This is a genomic window from Gracilimonas sediminicola (assembly GCF_024320785.1).
Classification (GTDB): domain Bacteria; phylum Bacteroidota; class Rhodothermia; order Balneolales; family Balneolaceae; genus Gracilimonas; species Gracilimonas sediminicola.
The window spans coordinates 1890412-1906204 of the sequence record NZ_JANDBC010000001.1 but is presented as its reverse complement, the minus strand read 5'-3'; the positions used below and the strand labels follow the sequence as shown (position 1 = coordinate 1906204).

The 15793-nt window shown below is 42.1% G+C and carries 14 protein-coding genes, 1 tRNA gene and 1 riboswitch; of the genes, 5 read left to right on the top strand and 10 right to left on the bottom strand.

The features are described from left to right. Nucleotides 1-422 precede the first annotated feature (422 nt). On the bottom strand, nucleotides 423-1247 hold the full coding sequence (locus NM125_RS08625) for a dienelactone hydrolase family protein (RefSeq protein ID WP_255134501.1): 825 nt from the start codon (nucleotides 1245-1247) through the stop codon (nucleotides 423-425). A gap of 301 nt (nucleotides 1248-1548) precedes the next feature. Between NM125_RS08625 and NM125_RS08620 the strand changes: the two genes are divergently transcribed. Both NM125_RS08620 and NM125_RS08615 read left to right on the top strand, forming a co-directional pair. Continuing rightward, on the top strand, nucleotides 1549-2544 hold the full coding sequence (locus tag NM125_RS08620; protein WP_255134500.1) for an HNH endonuclease: 996 nt from the start codon (nucleotides 1549-1551) through the stop codon (nucleotides 2542-2544). 2 nt (nucleotides 2545-2546) lie between these two features. Then, nucleotides 2547-2786, top strand: a complete 240-nt coding sequence (locus tag NM125_RS08615) for a hypothetical protein (RefSeq protein WP_255134499.1) — start codon at nucleotides 2547-2549, stop codon at nucleotides 2784-2786. Between the two features lie 13 nt (nucleotides 2787-2799). On the opposite strand, the gene NM125_RS08610 is transcribed toward NM125_RS08615, so the two are convergent. The 9 genes from NM125_RS08610 to NM125_RS08570 form a co-directional block, all read right to left on the bottom strand. Then, nucleotides 2800-3180, bottom strand: a complete 381-nt coding sequence (locus NM125_RS08610) for a PleD family two-component system response regulator (RefSeq protein ID WP_255134498.1) — start codon at nucleotides 3178-3180, stop codon at nucleotides 2800-2802. Nucleotides 3181-3186: 6 nt separating this feature from the next. After that, on the bottom strand, nucleotides 3187-5445 hold the full coding sequence (locus tag NM125_RS08605) for a sensor histidine kinase (RefSeq protein WP_255134497.1): 2259 nt from the start codon (nucleotides 5443-5445) through the stop codon (nucleotides 3187-3189). Nucleotides 5446-5450: 5 nt separating this feature from the next. Further along, nucleotides 5451-6659, bottom strand: coding sequence for a DNA cytosine methyltransferase (locus tag NM125_RS08600; protein WP_255134496.1), 1209 nt, complete (start codon nucleotides 6657-6659; stop codon nucleotides 5451-5453). A gap of 151 nt (nucleotides 6660-6810) precedes the next feature. Continuing rightward, entirely contained in the window at nucleotides 6811-7473 is a 663-nt protein-coding gene (locus NM125_RS08595; protein ID WP_255134495.1) for an HhH-GPD family protein, read from the bottom strand. A gap of 36 nt (nucleotides 7474-7509) precedes the next feature. After that, on the bottom strand, nucleotides 7510-8217 hold the full coding sequence (locus NM125_RS08590; RefSeq protein ID WP_255134494.1) for an HNH endonuclease: 708 nt from the start codon (nucleotides 8215-8217) through the stop codon (nucleotides 7510-7512). A 76-nt stretch (nucleotides 8218-8293) separates the two neighbouring features. Beyond that, nucleotides 8294-8390, top strand: a riboswitch (SAM-I-IV-variant riboswitch). 29 nt (nucleotides 8391-8419) lie between these two features. Further along, entirely contained in the window at nucleotides 8420-8815 is a 396-nt protein-coding gene (locus tag NM125_RS08585) for a Fic family protein (protein ID WP_255134493.1), read from the bottom strand. A gap of 382 nt (nucleotides 8816-9197) precedes the next feature. Then, nucleotides 9198-10496 carry a M24 family metallopeptidase gene (locus NM125_RS08580; protein WP_255134492.1) on the bottom strand — a complete coding sequence of 433 codons (1299 nt, stop codon included), beginning with the start codon at nucleotides 10494-10496 and terminating at the stop codon, nucleotides 9198-9200. 391 nt (nucleotides 10497-10887) lie between these two features. Further along, nucleotides 10888-12348 (bottom strand): serine hydrolase domain-containing protein, encoded by a 1461-nt coding sequence (locus tag NM125_RS08575; protein WP_255134491.1) that lies wholly within the window; start codon nucleotides 12346-12348, stop codon nucleotides 10888-10890. A 555-nt stretch (nucleotides 12349-12903) separates the two neighbouring features. Further along, nucleotides 12904-13428 (bottom strand): DUF1643 domain-containing protein, encoded by a 525-nt coding sequence (locus NM125_RS08570; RefSeq protein ID WP_255134490.1) that lies wholly within the window; start codon nucleotides 13426-13428, stop codon nucleotides 12904-12906. Nucleotides 13429-13643: 215 nt separating this feature from the next. Here NM125_RS08570 and tilS point away from each other — a divergent pair, with 215 nt between their 5' ends. From tilS to NM125_RS08555, 3 genes are all read left to right on the top strand, one after another. After that, nucleotides 13644-14984, top strand: coding sequence for a tRNA lysidine(34) synthetase TilS (gene tilS / locus NM125_RS08565; RefSeq protein WP_255134489.1), 1341 nt, complete (start codon nucleotides 13644-13646; stop codon nucleotides 14982-14984). A gap of 1 nt (nucleotide 14985) precedes the next feature. Continuing rightward, the gene (hpt, locus tag NM125_RS08560; protein WP_255134488.1) at nucleotides 14986-15555 is read left to right on the top strand and encodes a hypoxanthine phosphoribosyltransferase; all 570 of its coding nucleotides are present in this window, start codon (nucleotides 14986-14988) and stop codon (nucleotides 15553-15555) included. Nucleotides 15556-15692: 137 nt separating this feature from the next. Continuing rightward, a tRNA-Ser gene (locus tag NM125_RS08555) sits at nucleotides 15693-15781 on the top strand. Nucleotides 15782-15793: the final 12 nt, after the last annotated feature.

The following is a 15793-nucleotide window of genomic DNA, read 5'->3' as shown; positions in this document are numbered from 1 at the left end:
ACCTCCCATTCCCGGCCACCAACTAACCAAGGAGTCCTTTCCCCTTACCAAGGGGAAAGACAGAAAGGGGTCTGCCAGCTAAGGACAACACCCCACAATTAAAGACCCCAAAACGCCCCTCATTTGCGAATGATCGATAGACCGAACGACCGATTTCGATTTGGTTTTTAAGACTTTACCCAACGATCAACCACCGCGAAGGGTTGAAACCCGTTCGCTTGTGTAAAGGAATACAACCTACCCTCATCACCCGTCATCCCTGGCCTGCCTTTACAAAAACTTCAACATTTAATGTTGAATGTTGAATATTCGATATTCCACCGGCAGATCCTTCGCTACGTTCAAGATGACAGGGGCGTTGTTATACTATCTTATCCGTCCCCGGCTGGCGGACGGGCCTTACTCTTTAAGTAAATGTTTGATTACTTCTCCGCCTCGTCGCCGGAAAAGGTCTCATTCAAAAAGCCCTTCATCTCCTCCCAACTCAGGCTGTCGGCCTGGGCGTTGTAGGCCAGCGGGAGGTCAAACTTCTGGCCGAGGGAATCGGCGGCGGGGTTAGTGTAGGCATGTTGGGCGCCGTCGTAATTGATGTATTGATAGTCTGCGCCCAGTTCTTCATAAGCACCGGTCAGGTTGGCCACCTGCTCTTCCGTCACAAAGGGATCATCGGCGCCATTTAAGATCAGGATGCGGGAGGAGAGGCTGTCCTGAGGCATCACAGGGAGTTGGAGACCGGCATGAAAAGCAGCCACGCCATCCAGATCGGAGCCGGAGTTGGCCATGGCCAGGATCACACTTCCTCCAAAACAATAGCCGATAGCCCCGATTTTAGTGGAATCCACATTACCCCGGTTTTTGAGGGTTTCCAGGGCCGCATTAAACCGTGCTTTGGCCGTGTCGAAATTGCTCATCACGTTGTTGGAGAACTTCATGGCATCATCAGGATGGGAAGCCTGCTTGCCGTTTCCGTACATATCCACGGCAAGGGCTACATAGCCGAGCTTGGCCAGTTCATCCGCTGCCCGGCGTGCATGCTCATCGTGGCCCCACCACTCATGCACCACCAGCACCCCCGGGCGCTTGGCAAAGTTGTTTTCGTCCTGACTGATATACCCGTTCATGGTAATCTCATCGGTGGAGTAGCTGATCTCCTGCCCCACTACATTTTTATCATTGGTGCTGTATTTGCTATCGCCACACGCTGTGATTAAAAATAAAACAGGTGCAAGCAGTATTAACTTTTTCATCTGGTAAATCCGGGGTTCGTTTGGTATTCTTCATTCATTTAGTTGATGGGTATAAAAGTATTCGGGAGAGAATGGTTCCAGCCGTGTCATAGGCTTTGCTTATGGGGGTGATGGGATACATGCAGTTCAATCTATACTCTTTTCAAAAACTCTTAGATGCTTTTAAAAAGGCATCTATGTGAAAAAATATTTTCGTCTATACGTTTTGGAATTTTCTTCTAAATAGAAATTTTCAAAAGTCTTGATGATTTTTTCAGATAAGATTTAGCCTTTTTGAAAACAGTAAGCTATCATTGGGCACATGGAAAAAATCCCTGCTCACATATTGGAGCTGTTTAGAAATCTCAACAGCGATAAAAACCCTAAATACTGGGATGAACGTACCAAAGGCAGAGCTCCACATAAACCTTTTTTACTGCTTAGTATTCTGGATGGAGCAGAACAGGGATGGATTGCAAGCAATCAGATAACATTGACTCAGGAGCTGGTTGAAACCTTTTTCACGTACTGGAATGCCATTATGGGAGAAGAACGGTCAACAACAATCGCTTTGCCTTTCTTTTATATGAAAAGTGAGGATTTCTGGAAGCTTGAATACAATCAGGGTTATCCTGAATATTCAAATGCCCCGTCGCTTGGCGGACTTCAGGAACGTGTTTCCCATGCCGTGATTGACCCAAGCTTTTTTGAGTTATTCCTAAATTCAGAGACGAACCATCAGCTGCATTCTTTTCTTGCCCACACCTATTTTTCTGATGAGATAGCCAAAGAAGTTTTAGAGATTAGTTCAGCCAACGTTCAGTCATATCAATACACGAGAAGACTGGTTGAAATTGCCGCCGAGCCTTTCGTAAAGTTCCATGGAGATAAAACCGATAAACAGAAATACCGGACGGGTAAATATCAGGTCCGAGAACAGGGATTTTCAAGAATTGTAAGAAGTAATTATAACTATACTTGTGCCCTCTGCAGAAACCGGGTTGTTACGCCGGGAGGAAAAACACTGGTTGAAGGAGCTCACATCATTCCCTGGAGCAAAAGCAGAAATGACGATCCAAGAAACGGCATTTCTCTATGCCGTTCACATCACTGGATGTTTGATACCTTTATGTTTACTGTGAATCCGAATTTTAAAATTCAATTTTCCCGCTGGCTGAAAGACCAGAAAAATGAAATCGGAGAACTTTGGGAGCTGAGCAATGAATCCATTCTACTGCCTGAAGAATCATTTCGTCCCTCAGGACAAGCTTTGGAATATCACAATGAGAAGTTTGAGGAATTTCAGGAGAGTTTTTGATTATGGCAGACGTTCATGAACCGGAAACGCGCAGTTATAATATGAGTCAGATTAAGGCTAAAGACACCAAGTCTGGAATAATTGTGAGCAAATTTCTGGATTCAAATGGTTTCAATATGGATGAAGCAGCCGTACAAAATGTCTTCCATACACAAATTGACGTTATTCCGAGATATAAAGGAGATGTGGAAAATCCACAGGGTGGGATTAGAAATGTTATTCCAGAGATAGGAGATTATTGAAATGCGTACCGAATTAAAAAAACATTTCTTTAATTTTATCTTCTAAATTTGGACGAAAGACAGTTATAATATTTGGCAGACCTTCAACTAATTCATCCAAATCTGTCGAATTATCTTGACTATAAAAAATGATGGGGATGTGTTCAAGATGCTCCTCCTCTCTAATTTCCTTAATGTATTTATCCCCATTGTACGGTTCCATATGATAGTCCATAACGATACAATCAAAATCATAATTTTCTGCTTTCCATGTGATATCCATATCCTCACCATTTAAAGCTGGGATAACCTTTAAGTTAATTTTATATTTATTAGCTACAATAATTAGGTTGTCTTGAGCACTCTTAGCCCAAGGAGCCATATCATCAATCCAAAAAAGTTTTATTATTTTCATTTCTAACTATTTAAAGGTTAGTGTGAAGCAAGCCCCGCTATCTGGGTTATTTGTTGCCGAAATTGTTCCTTTCATATCATTTATAATCTGTTTGACATGATATAAACCAATCCCTGATCCGTCAGTTGTAGTAAATCCTTGGTTATATATTTGATTAATTATTGATTTATCAATCCCTGTTCCATCATCAATAAATTTAATAACTAAATTACTTTCTTTTTTGTCAATGGACACAGTCAAATTATCGGCATCTGCTTTTTTAGCATTACTTACGATATTGTCGATTACAATATTAAGTTCAATTGGCTTAAGCTTTTTCTTGAATTGATCGCTGGTCTTTGAATCAATTTTTATATTTAGAGTCTTATCTGTAACCGTTGGAATTATATTACTTATATACTCTTGAATATAATTATTCAAATCGACTTCTATAGTTTCTGTCTTTAGTTTAAAATTAGCCTTTGTTGCAAAAGCTACAACATTAAGTATTTTTTTTGTCTCAAAACTTATTAGTCTAATTATATCCTTTAACTCAGAACTTGATAACTCAATATCATTTTGAATTCTTAGTGAAATGCCTTTTAAATTATTGTCTATTGTTCCAGCATAAATACCAACATGATGAAGTAAACTTATAACCTCTTCATATTCGGAAGTGTTGATTGATTTAAGAAAAAGGTTTTCAGAGATTTGATCTCTTAATTTCTTAGTTGCCTCTTCAGCCTTTTTCTTTTCTTTGTCAGCTTGTTTTTCAGCTTCTCTTCTTGCTTCTTGTATTTCTTCTAACTTACTTGAAGCTTTTTCAGCCTGTTCAATTAAGGATTCATCTCCAGATTCAAAGGCAATTTTATTGAGATTCTTAACAACAGATTCGGCACTTCCTTCCTGACTTACTTCTAGAATTTCTAAAAAATTGTCGGGCACATGAAAATTAATAATTTCATCACTGCTAGTTAATCTAGCAATTAAATCGGTAACTCTTGATTTAAAATCTAAATCATTAATTTCTTCATCTTCAATACTTAATCCCCACTTTTGGACTTCTACTACATATTTTTCAAGTCTTCTAAGGTTCAACCAAAAAAATTCTTCTAACTCTTCATAAGTATCTGTCTTCTTGAGTCCATCGCCTCTGCTAGAGGTTTCTTTTATTTCTTCACTCTCACTATAAACCTCAATACTACCCATAAGCTCCCTGTTTCCTAGAAAGCGCTTATATCCTTGGGCTTTTCTTACATCAACCTTAAAAGGATCTTCACCAGGTTCACCATATGGGTATACTCTAAAGCCATTTTTATAAAGAAAAACATGTCCATAGTTTACTGACTGTACCCCCATCTTAGAAGTGAAAGTATATTTAGCAGAACGATTTAAGTAATATAAATTACAAGCTATATTATCTAATCTAGTGAATTTATTTTCCTCTATAATACGATATATCAGTGATCCCCCATCAAATAATTCTGTTTCGATTTTTGTTCCATCATCTATTATTCTTGACCGAATTTTTGAGGTCTTTAGTTCTAATGTTTCAAAAATGAAGTTTTTAATTTCACCATTTACAATTTCATAGTAATCATCGTAATCCTTATCTCTCTCTTCTTCTTCAGGAACTTCCAGAGTAATTTTAAATTTTTGATCTCCTCTTGCTTCTTTTGGGTTTATTAATTTGGCTAGTGAGTCTTTTAATTTTAGGTATTTATCTCTGTCCCAGTTACTTCTAAGATTCTCTATTACTAATACTGTTCCGTGATCTAACCCAAAACTATTCTGATCCTTCGTTTCATGTAAAACACTGACATTAATAAATTCTTCTTGACTATTTTCTTCGAATTTCTCCCAATTGGTTATTAAAACTTCAGTTTTAGGATTTTTTTCTTGCTTAGTAGTCTCAAGCATCAATTCCGAACCCAGCTTGTCACAAGAAAAACGACCTATACCTTTAGCTCCAGCAAAAAAATTATTGTCACTTATTCTATCTCTATAGTCATAGTTTTCATCTTCCGTCCCCTCTTTTTTTGCAGAATAAGCAACAAATAGCCATTTATTTAAAAGATCATCATAATTCATCCCTTTACCATTATCAATAATGGTAATTTTTCCATTCCCATCCTCGATGTTTTCGAATCGTACAGTTACTTCAGTTGCATAGGCATCGAATGAATTTTTCACAAGCTCAAATACAGCTATGTAATCATCAGTAATTAAGTCTTTGCCAATTATATCTTTTAAACCGGAGCTTATCCTAAATTCTAGTTCTTCCATTTGGACTAAATTAATTTGGCTAAAGAATTAGCTGCTTGTTCGGCAAAAAGGGGTGGTATTGCATTTCCAATTTGAGAATATCGAGGAACTTCTTTTGTTCTTCTCTTTCCCCCAGTAGTGTATTTTCCTTTTATTTCATACCAATCATCAAAGGATTGAACTCGTGCATACTCTCTAACAGTAAGTACTCTTGGCTCCGAATAATGAATATAATCATCAGGTAAAGTTGTTAGGGTAGGGCTTACATCATCTTTATCTAAAGGAATAATCGTATGTTTTTTTATTGAATATTGTTTTCGGATATCCTCATCCAAATCTTTTCCTTTCTCAGCTTTACTGAGAATAACCTTGAACCGCTCCACTGTACTTGATCTGTGATTAACAAAGCGATGGCTATCGGCAACTTTTCCTTTAAGCCGTTTGCTTTTTCTTAATAATCTTTGGTAGTCAGAATTGGGTTTATCATAAACACCTGCCTGAAAGCTTTTCGTATCAGGGGATTGTTCAGTTCCATGCTCCATCAAAAGATCGCTAATAGCATCCTCAAGTTTTACTGGAACAGAAAGATCCTTAGAAGCTAAAAAACTATCTACATTAGCTTCAATTTGGCTAAAGAATTTCTTAGAACTTTTATTCAATTTTTTATCCACTCCAACAAGAATAAATCTTGTTCTTTTTTGAGGCACTCCAAACTTAGAGAAATCTATCATCTTGCCTTTTACATCATACCCTAGTGCATTGAGCCTTTTTAAAACATAGTTGGAGTACTTCTTGCCTTTTGATTTATTTTTTTGGAATTCTTGGGTAAAACCTTTCACGTTTTCGAAAAAGATCACTTTTGGCCTCACAAGCTTTACAAACCTCACATAATCCTTTATAAGGTCATTTCGCTTGTCATCTTCTTTTCTTCTTCCTGCATTAGAAAAGCCTTGGCATGGTGGTCCTCCTACAACTAAGTCAACCTGACCTTGCAAGCTTTCTAGTTCATCTCGATAATTATTCAGTATAGTTGTAATGCTATAATGCCTTCGTTTCAACCATTCAGGCCACCTAAAATGATCGACTTTATCAATAAGGTTATGCTTAAGAGTTTCAAAGGCCATCGGGTCTTTTTCAATAGCAAACAACCCTTCCCACTTACCAGAATTATAAAGGCCAAGCGACATTCCCCCACATCCTGCAAACAAATCTATGTAAACCTTTTTAGATGACATACTTTGGGCTTTTACTTTAAATATAAAGAAAGGAGCAATTAGCAAAACCTTCTAAAATAAGCATTATAAAGGCTTTCTCCCTATTGGGAACTAAAATTTGTGCGTAATAATTTAACGTCTAACAGTGTCAAAGCATGTCATCTTAAAAATGCTATTTTGATAATTTATCAAAATAGATACACTGCTCAGAAAGCAAACATTTTTCACAAAGGGGAGATTTTGCTTCACATACTAGGCTCCCAAAATCTAGAATACCCCAATTAATCTCTTTTGACTGAGGATTTTCAACCACTTCTTGGGAGAGTTCCTGCAAATAAGGATCATACCTAATATCAGCCAGCTTTCTTTCACCAAAAAAACGTTCCAGAACTCTGGCCATATTTACATCTAAAAGAGGAGATGGCTTTTTCAAAATGAAAAGCTCGTACGCATTGGCATTGTATTGTCCCATCATCGGCATTTCTTCAACCCTATCCCTTTTTACTGGAAATCGACCTTTTCTCTCTTTCATTTCTTGAGCTAATTTATAAAGTCGTGTGCCTCGCTGTTTGTACAGGCCAGTCGGTTTTAACGTTTCTTGTAATTCTTCTTTTGTTGCTTCACCTAATTTCTTCCAAGAGGGGTATTTCTTAATGAATTTGGGAAAAAAATTAGCTACCGTTTCTGCCCTGGTTCTTTGCAATAAAACTTCAGAAATAATCTTTTCATAATTTGTAGCAGATTTATTTCTCCATGGGAAATGGCGGCCATTTTCCTCATACCACTCAAGAATTTTATCTTGGAAGAATTCAATTTTTTCTTTTTTCACTTCCATAGATAATTGCTCTGGGAATTGAAAAGGAGCCTCAACTCAAAGATTGAAAAACACCACATCTCGGTGATACTCCAAATACGGCTGATGCGACTTTTCAAACCTTATCTTCATATCGTCCTCAATCCCTAAAATTTTTGGACTTTCAAAAAACTCCGAAATTAAAATTTTACCTTTCCCATCAAATGAAATAAACCCGGTATCGAAAGCCTTATCCAAATTTGGGGTAAGCAATAAGCCGTTATATTTATCCAGTCTTTCTTGGTTATTTGACTCTCTCCAAGGTTTAATATGAGAGGCTATCAACATCGAATGTTTTTTATATCCGGTCACAGCACACCCCTTCCAATACGATATAAGGTTGTCTCTAAACGCACCTTGTCCGATACGGTATTTGACAAGAGCTATTTTATCAGTCTCACTATAAGAAATATCCGTAATTATGTTCTCGAGGTCTTGTGCCAATTCGTTTGAGGCTTCTCTCAAATATTCTGAATATTTATCCAGAGCATTGCTGTACATATTATTGCCCTTAGCATTTCGCTCTTGAAAAATGGAAAGACGCTGAATTCTTTCTGATAACTTTTCAAACTCTGTTGGGTCAGAAATTTCAATTAAAGAAGAATCTGAATCTATCAACCCGGCTTCTCTTGCCCAATTTGAAATGGAACCAAATATGGCTCCTGAATAATTTCTAGCCGATCCTTCTGAAAGTCCTATCTTTTTAATCCACCTTTTAAAAGTCATTCTGATAATTGTTTATTCCAAACAGTAAATAATCTAAAATTAAAATAGATAAATGTTTAGGAAGTTTTTTAAAATATAAGCACATCAAGAAATCCGCCCACCGGCGGATTGCCAACCGACCTGCTCGGGCACGGTGGTTTAAAAGATGCGGGAATTCAACTACATCGACACATCCTCAAAACGTGTCGAAATCATCGACATATCAGGAGGAAAGCAGCTCGTAGAGACGCGTATTCAGGTATAACATTTCGCGTCCCACCTGTTTGCTCTTCAAAATTCCGGCCCTCTCCAGTTCTTTTAAATAGTCGGCTGCGGTCTGTCGCTTGGCCAGGTTTCGGTCTACCAGGAATTTAACTTTGCAATAAGGCTGTTCAAAGAGCAACTCAATCAACTCCTTGGAATACACCCGGTCGGGCAGCTTGTGTTTGGCTTCTTCCAGGATTTCATCCAGCAGGATGCGTATGTCATCGATCCGCTTCATGGTTTTTTCGGCGGTTACTTCCACGGCCTTTAACATGAAAATGAGCCAGGGTTCCCAATCCTGTTGTTCGGTCACCCCCCGGAGGAGGCTATAATATTCCGGCTTGTGGGAAATCACATTTTCTGCGTTATGGTAGGGTCTTAAAATAAAAGAGAAGAAAGGTATTCTCCTGCAGGCCAAGTCTTAGCTCAAATCAAGGGAAGGGAAGCAGGAGCTTCCGGGATGGCGTTCCGAAGGTGGACCTTCGGAACGAGAACATAGCAGTTGACGAAGAATCTCTTTGATGTGCGAATGATCGATGGACCGATTTGCGATTTGCGAATGGGTTTAATGCAAAGGGACTGTAACGAACTTTGATCCTAATCAGGGAGATTGCTTCGTCGTTATACATCCCAAACCAATCATACCCAACAGCCTCCTCGCAATGACTGGTCTTATAAAACCCATAAACCTCGATCCTGATCACTGATCACTGGTCATTGAAATTTGGAACTTGAACTCACTCCACCAAAATCCACTCTTCCTGAGGAGGAATCAAAAACTCGGCGCCATCTTCGGTTATCACCGCCATTTCCTCTACCGAAATCGTTTTATAGGTGCTGTCGGTGAGCGGCCAGCTGTGGAAACCGTCGAAAGCAAACACCATCCCGGGCTTAAGGAACTTCTGGGCTGAGGGGCGCTGCCCCGGGATATGGGAACCGCCTAAATTGGGTCCGGTGTCGTGAGCTACATACCCCACCGGGTGACCAGTACTCCACATCACATATTCCGATCCGTTTTCTTCCATGAGCTTTCGCTGGGCGGCATCTACATCTTCCCCGCGCATGCCGGGTTTCATAGCGTTGAAAGCCGCACGGTTTCCGGCTTTGGCCGACTCCCAGTAAAACTGAATGTCTTCCGGGGCTTCGGTTTCTCCTTCTTTTAATACATAGGCAAAACGCTGGATGTCACTCACCCACCGGTCATACAATTTAATCCCGAAATCGGTTTGGATTACATCGCCGGGCATAATCACTTTGTCAGTGGCGTGGGAGTGTCCGCGGTCGGCGCCGGAGTTCACATTTGGATTCTGCGTGGGATTCCAGGCCTCGCCCACTCCGTACTCTTCCATTTTTGCATCCATGAAGGCCGCTACTTCGGCATCGGTGGTTACCCCGGGCTCAATGATTTCATAAGCTTCAAGCTGCCATTGGGCTGTCAGCTCTGCAGCTTTGGTCATGATCTCTACCTCACGGGGCGTTTTCACCGACAGCCACTCATAAATCAGCTCATCCGATGATACAAGCCGGCTGGAAAGCTCAGCACCTAATGCTTTTTCCAGTGACTGCCGCTGAGTGAAACTGAGTCCGTCAGCCTGGGCGTTGGAGGCAGATGAGTTTACCGCAATGGTTTCGAAATCCTTCTGACGGATGAAATCTGCTGCCTGCTCCATAGCGGACCGGCCCCGCTCTACCGGAATTACCTCATCATGAATATCCAGTTCATCCAGGGCGGTAGCTTCCCCAACGGGCGAATATACCCGCGAATGAAAACCGTCTTCATCCCGATAGAATAGAAAGGCCGCCGTACCTCCGGCATTCTCCCCCCCAATGTGATCCGCGATGGGGTCGTTGTTATTCTCCCGGCAGATCACAATCCAGGCATCTACTCCGGCTGCTTCCATGGCCTGCGGTAACAGGGTAGATATCCGCTCCTTCCGTATTTCCGGCCATGGCGACTCGCCCCACTCAATCGGCGGCTTGGTTTCAGAAGTACAGGCAGTTGTAATAATCAGAAGAGCACAGAAATAGCGGAGCATGGCTTGTGTTATAGAGTTTGAGATTGTTGAAGAATGAGGGAATATGAACATCCAACAAGGAACATCCAACATTGAAATCGTAAATCGGTTATTCGGTCTATCGATCATTCGCAAATCATAGAGATGACGAGTGGGTAAGTTTAACAACACCCATTTATCTACAAACCTGAGCGGAGTGAAGGATCTGCCGGTGGAATATTGAACATCCAACATTGAATGTCGAAGTTTTTGCAAATCGGAGTAAATGTAACGGTGTTGTCCTTAGCAGGCAGACCCCTTTCTGTCTTTCCCCTTTGGTTAAGGGGAAAGGACGCCTTTATTGATATTCGGGTAAAACAGGTGGGCCCGGAATGACGTAGGGGGGCTAAATTAGACTTTTTGAGTCCGGGATTTACTCCAGCTCTATTTTGTTTGACATATAATTATCGTAGTACTTCATATGGATGACTTCACCTTTGTCATTGCGGATGAACCGCATGCTTTCGCCATCTTCTCCGTTATCGCGGATACGTACAAAATGGTCTTTATCCACCCGGCGGTATTTGGAAAAATCTCCCGGGTTATCGGCCGGAAGCCCCATCCTCACCAGCTTATCACCCCAGGTGCCTACATAGCTGATGCCTCGACCAACCTGTCCCTCATAATAACCGGCATATGCTTTCAGCTCCATAGCCAGTTCTTCATCGGCCTCTTCAATACTCCCGGCTTTGGATAAAATAGCATGGATGCCCCGTGCGTATTTTCCGGGACTGGGATTATTACTGTTAGTCATCACCGAGTAGGCTCTTTTTGATTCCGGATTCATCATCAGCGTGCTTCGGTAACCGGGGCAATAGCCTCCATGGCCGACCCATTTCTTATCGCCGGGACCTTTATACACTGAAAATCCCAGTCCCCAGCTGGTTCCAAAATCGCTATCCATCCAGTGAATGTTGTGCATGTTTTTAATGGTGGAGGGATGCAGGATCTCCTCTTCTTCCGCATCATAAAGCCGAAACTGCCATGCAGCAAAATCCGCCAGGTCTTCTACTGTAGAGCTGAATCCCGCTGCCGGGGTTACCCCATTGGGATCAAACAAATCCAATTTATGCTGTTTGCCTTCTATGGTTTCAACGGTATAGCCTACGGCGAGCTGACCGCCCCATAAATCTTCCGGCATATCGGGACGGGTATCGTCCAGCTCCAATGGTTCCAGGATGTGTTCTCTTACATATTCATCATAAGTCTGCCCGGATACTTCTTCCACAATATATCCCAGCAAAGTCATTGCCAGGTTACTGTACTGAAAGTAAGTGGACGAAGGATACAGCGTCTCCTGTTCATTCAGGGATTTCAGAATTTCCTCTTTGGTCGGGAATTCAAGGCTGGTGTCAGTCCAGTGCGAATAGGCATTTTCGCGCGGTAAACCGGAAGAATGGGTAAGCAGATTACGAATGGTAATAGGGCCACTCAGCTCGAATTGCTGTTCAAGGTCATAACCGGGCATCACATCTTCCAGCCGGTCATCCAGCCGCAGTTTTCCATCTTCATATAAATTCATAATTGCGATAGACGTAAATAGCTTGGATATGGAACACACGCTGCAAATGGTGTTGGTTTCCATTTTCACATCCTCATCCGGATTTGCTTCTCCGTAGGCCCCTTTCCAAATCACTTCCTGGTCTTCCAGCGCTATGGCACTGATGCCGGGTATTTCATCAAACTTCTGCATGGCGTCCATCCACACTTCCACCAAAACAATGGCCTCTGTGTAGTCTGTTTTGGACTCTTTTTCCCCGTTTTGTTTTTCCTGTGCATATAGTCCACTGCCCGCTGTTAGCAGACAAAGCAGCAGTATTGTTTTCTTTCCCATGATCCCCGGATTAGATTAGTGTTGAATGCATGGAATTGAAGCAATTATAACCGTTTTTGCAAGAACGATCTGCCTGCGGAACATTGAATAAGGAATATTCAACATTCAATGTTGAAGTGAGGCAGATCTGTCTTATGGACAAGCGAATGAGCTTTAACCCCTCGCTTAGCGAATATCGAATTTTTAATTACCTGACATCTATAATCCTCAAGTAGCGAAAGATCTGGTTATTCTGGCAGTGTTACCCTTCGCTATAGGACCCCTTTCTGTCTTTCCCCTTTGGTTAAGGGGAAAGGACGCTTTTTTTGATATACAGATAGAACAAGGATATCCCGGATCTTCGTTAAACTTCGCCGACGATGATTCTTAGAACATCTAACAGGGAATATTAAAGTATATCATCACCCCGCGGCGAAAGCCGAGATCTGTTTGGTGGATGCGAGCGAACTATAGTAAGAGACCAGCTACTTGTACCCATGGCTTATAGACTTCCCATGTGAATTGATTAATCAAATCTGGTCATTGGGATTTGGTGCTTGGAATTTAGAATTCCCTCTAAATCACTTCTTCCACATAACGCTGCACATCAAATTCATCCATGGGAGCCGTTTTCCTCAGGTACAACGGATGGTGAGGGTGTCCGGCTTTGGAGATGCGTCCGCGGGTATAGAACCGGTTGCCGTTGCCTGAGATGGCATCATAAATATCTTGCAGGCAGCGCGACAGGTACGGTCGTTTTTCGATCAGCGTACCCCAGGCACACCAGATGTCGGCAGAAAGATGGTTGGTTAGTTCCGCAATCACTTCCACATTCTTCTCGTGAATTTTCTTCTGGAAGTTTTTGTGCATTTTATCCGGATTGGTGGCCCGCTGCGGATAGAGGTTGAACATGAGCCAGCCGTCGTAATCGTTTTCCATCGCAAATCGGGCTACAGATGCCACGGTGGGATCCAAATCTCCCGGCTTGGCCGTGGAGGGATTCACCCCAAAACAAATCAGCGGATTATCGCCTTCCTGCCCCAGCGAATAACGGGTCAGTGGTTCATCGTGATGGTAAATCCAGGAGCGGTTGGGGTACATGAAGTGAGGTTTTATTACTTCGTTTATTTCAAGGGGATGAATATCCAAATTCCAAGCTTCAAATTCCAAGTACCAAATCATAATGACCAAAGGGACATGCAACAAGGAACATTGAACGTTTAATGAGGAAAGTACTTCAACCACCCATTCAAAGTTCAAAGTTGGGTGTTCCTTGTTGGGTGTTCATCTTTCCTAATTTCTTCCTACTTTTTTCTATGGCAAAATCCATTTCCAAAAAAATTCAGAAACACCTTTCTCAGAGCCTGGCTGATTATTTTGATCCGGATGCTTTTTTCATTCTGGGTGTAAGCGGCGGTCCCGATTCGATGGCTTTGCTCTATCTTTTTCATCTGCTGGAGCAGGAGGCGCTGGTGGTTCATGTGAATTATGGCAAGCGAGGGAAGCAGGCGGATAAGGATCAGGAACTGGTGGAGCAGCTGGCTTTTCAATGGGGGTTTGAATGCTGTTCCATTCGGCTGAATCCAAAGGAGGCAGAAGGTGAGAACTTTCAGAACTGGGCGCGCAGACAACGGTATCAGTTTTTTCGGGATTTGAAAAGTGATTCCGGTGCAGAGGCGATCGTAACCGCTCATCATCAGGACGACCAGGTGGAGACTATTTTGCAGAAGCTGTTTCGGGGAAGCGGACCGGCTGCATGGCAGGGAATGAGAGAGTGGGATGGCAAGCTATTTCGTCCCCTGCTCAAGTTTGATAAAGAAGATATTCTCGCTTTTTGCGAAGCAGAAGCTATTCCCTACCGCACCGATGAAAGCAATAAAAGTTCTGATTATGCGCGAAATTTCATCCGGAATGAATTCGCCCAACAAATAGACAACCTGCTCCCCGGCTGGAAGCAAAACATTCTGAACCTCCCGGAACAGGGCAAATTATTTGAAGCGAGTATCACGGAAATCACTGAGCAGGTGACGAATAACAACAGCATCAACCTGAAGAAATACGCTCAGCTTCCGCAAATCCTGAAACCAGCTGTACTCAAAACAATGCTCGATCAATTCGGGCTGGAAGGCGCCTATTCCAAAGGTCAGCTTGAAGCCTTAACCGAACTTGAATTTCTGCAACCCGGAAAAAGCATGAAAGTAGGAGACCTCGTTTTGACGCGCGAACGGAACGGGATTCACCTTCAGCAAGATGAAAGTATTGACGAAATCTCCCAAAAGATCTCAAAAAAAATTGCGCAAGAAGGCTATAGCCTGAATGGCGTCACCCTGAAAAGAACAAAGAAGCCTTCCGGCAAATCCGCGCTGAAGCTGGATGCGTCCAAACTTTCCTGGCCGTTGACGCTGAGAAGCTGGAGCGATGGCGATGCCTTACAGCCTTTGGGGATGGCCGGGCATCAGAAAGTATCCGACCATCTGACAAACCGAAAAATCCCCTCACATTTTAAAGAAAAAGCTTTGGTATTGTGCGGATCAGATAGTACTATTTATGCTATTCTATATCCTGTTCCCGCAACTAATAATGAGCAGGGAGCCATCTCTGAATTGGCTAAATGCGAATCCACATCAACTACTTTTTTGACGATAAATTTCAGTTAGTATGAGTTCTACTTTTTACCAACCGGATACAGTGACTTGTAACGGTGAAAAATTCAAAATTTTTATTACCAAAGACCAGATCGACGAGCGCCTGAACCAACTTGGCAATCAGCTGGATAAGGACTATGAGGGTAAGAAGCCTATTTTTATCGGCATCCTGAACGGGGCTTTTATTTTCCTTGCTGATGTCATGAGACATGTGAGCATCGACTGTGAGGTGGATTTCATGAAGCTCAGCAGCTATGGCGATAAGAAGGTTTCATCCGGACAGGTAACGGAGCTGAAGCACATTGATGCCAAAATCGAAGGGCGGCATGTGATCCTGGTAGAAGACATTGTGGATACCGGTCTTTCCATGAATTATATGGTGAAGCGGATTAAAGAAAACAACCCGGCTTCGGTGGCTGTCTGTACGCTTCTGCACAAAAAAGAAGCCACCCATCACGATGTTCAGCTCGATTATGTGGGCTTTGAGATTCCAAATGCTTTTGTGTTGGGATATGGACTCGATTATGCACAGGAAGGACGAAATCTCTCTCAAATTTATGTGTTAGATTCTGACGAGAAGTAGAACAGTTATCATCATATTTCAACTTTAAAACAAGGCTTCAAAAGCAAAAAAACCTTTCCCGAAAACACTCAGATTAAAGCTTTATCAGGGTTGCTATTAGTGTGGAAAGGTCGCTATATTTGTTGCCCTTCAAAAACGGAGAGGTGGCTGAGTGGCTGAAAGCGCTCCCCTGCTAAGGGAGTATACCTCTAACGAGGTATCGAGGGTTCGAATCCCTCCCTCTCCGCATTTTTTGCTT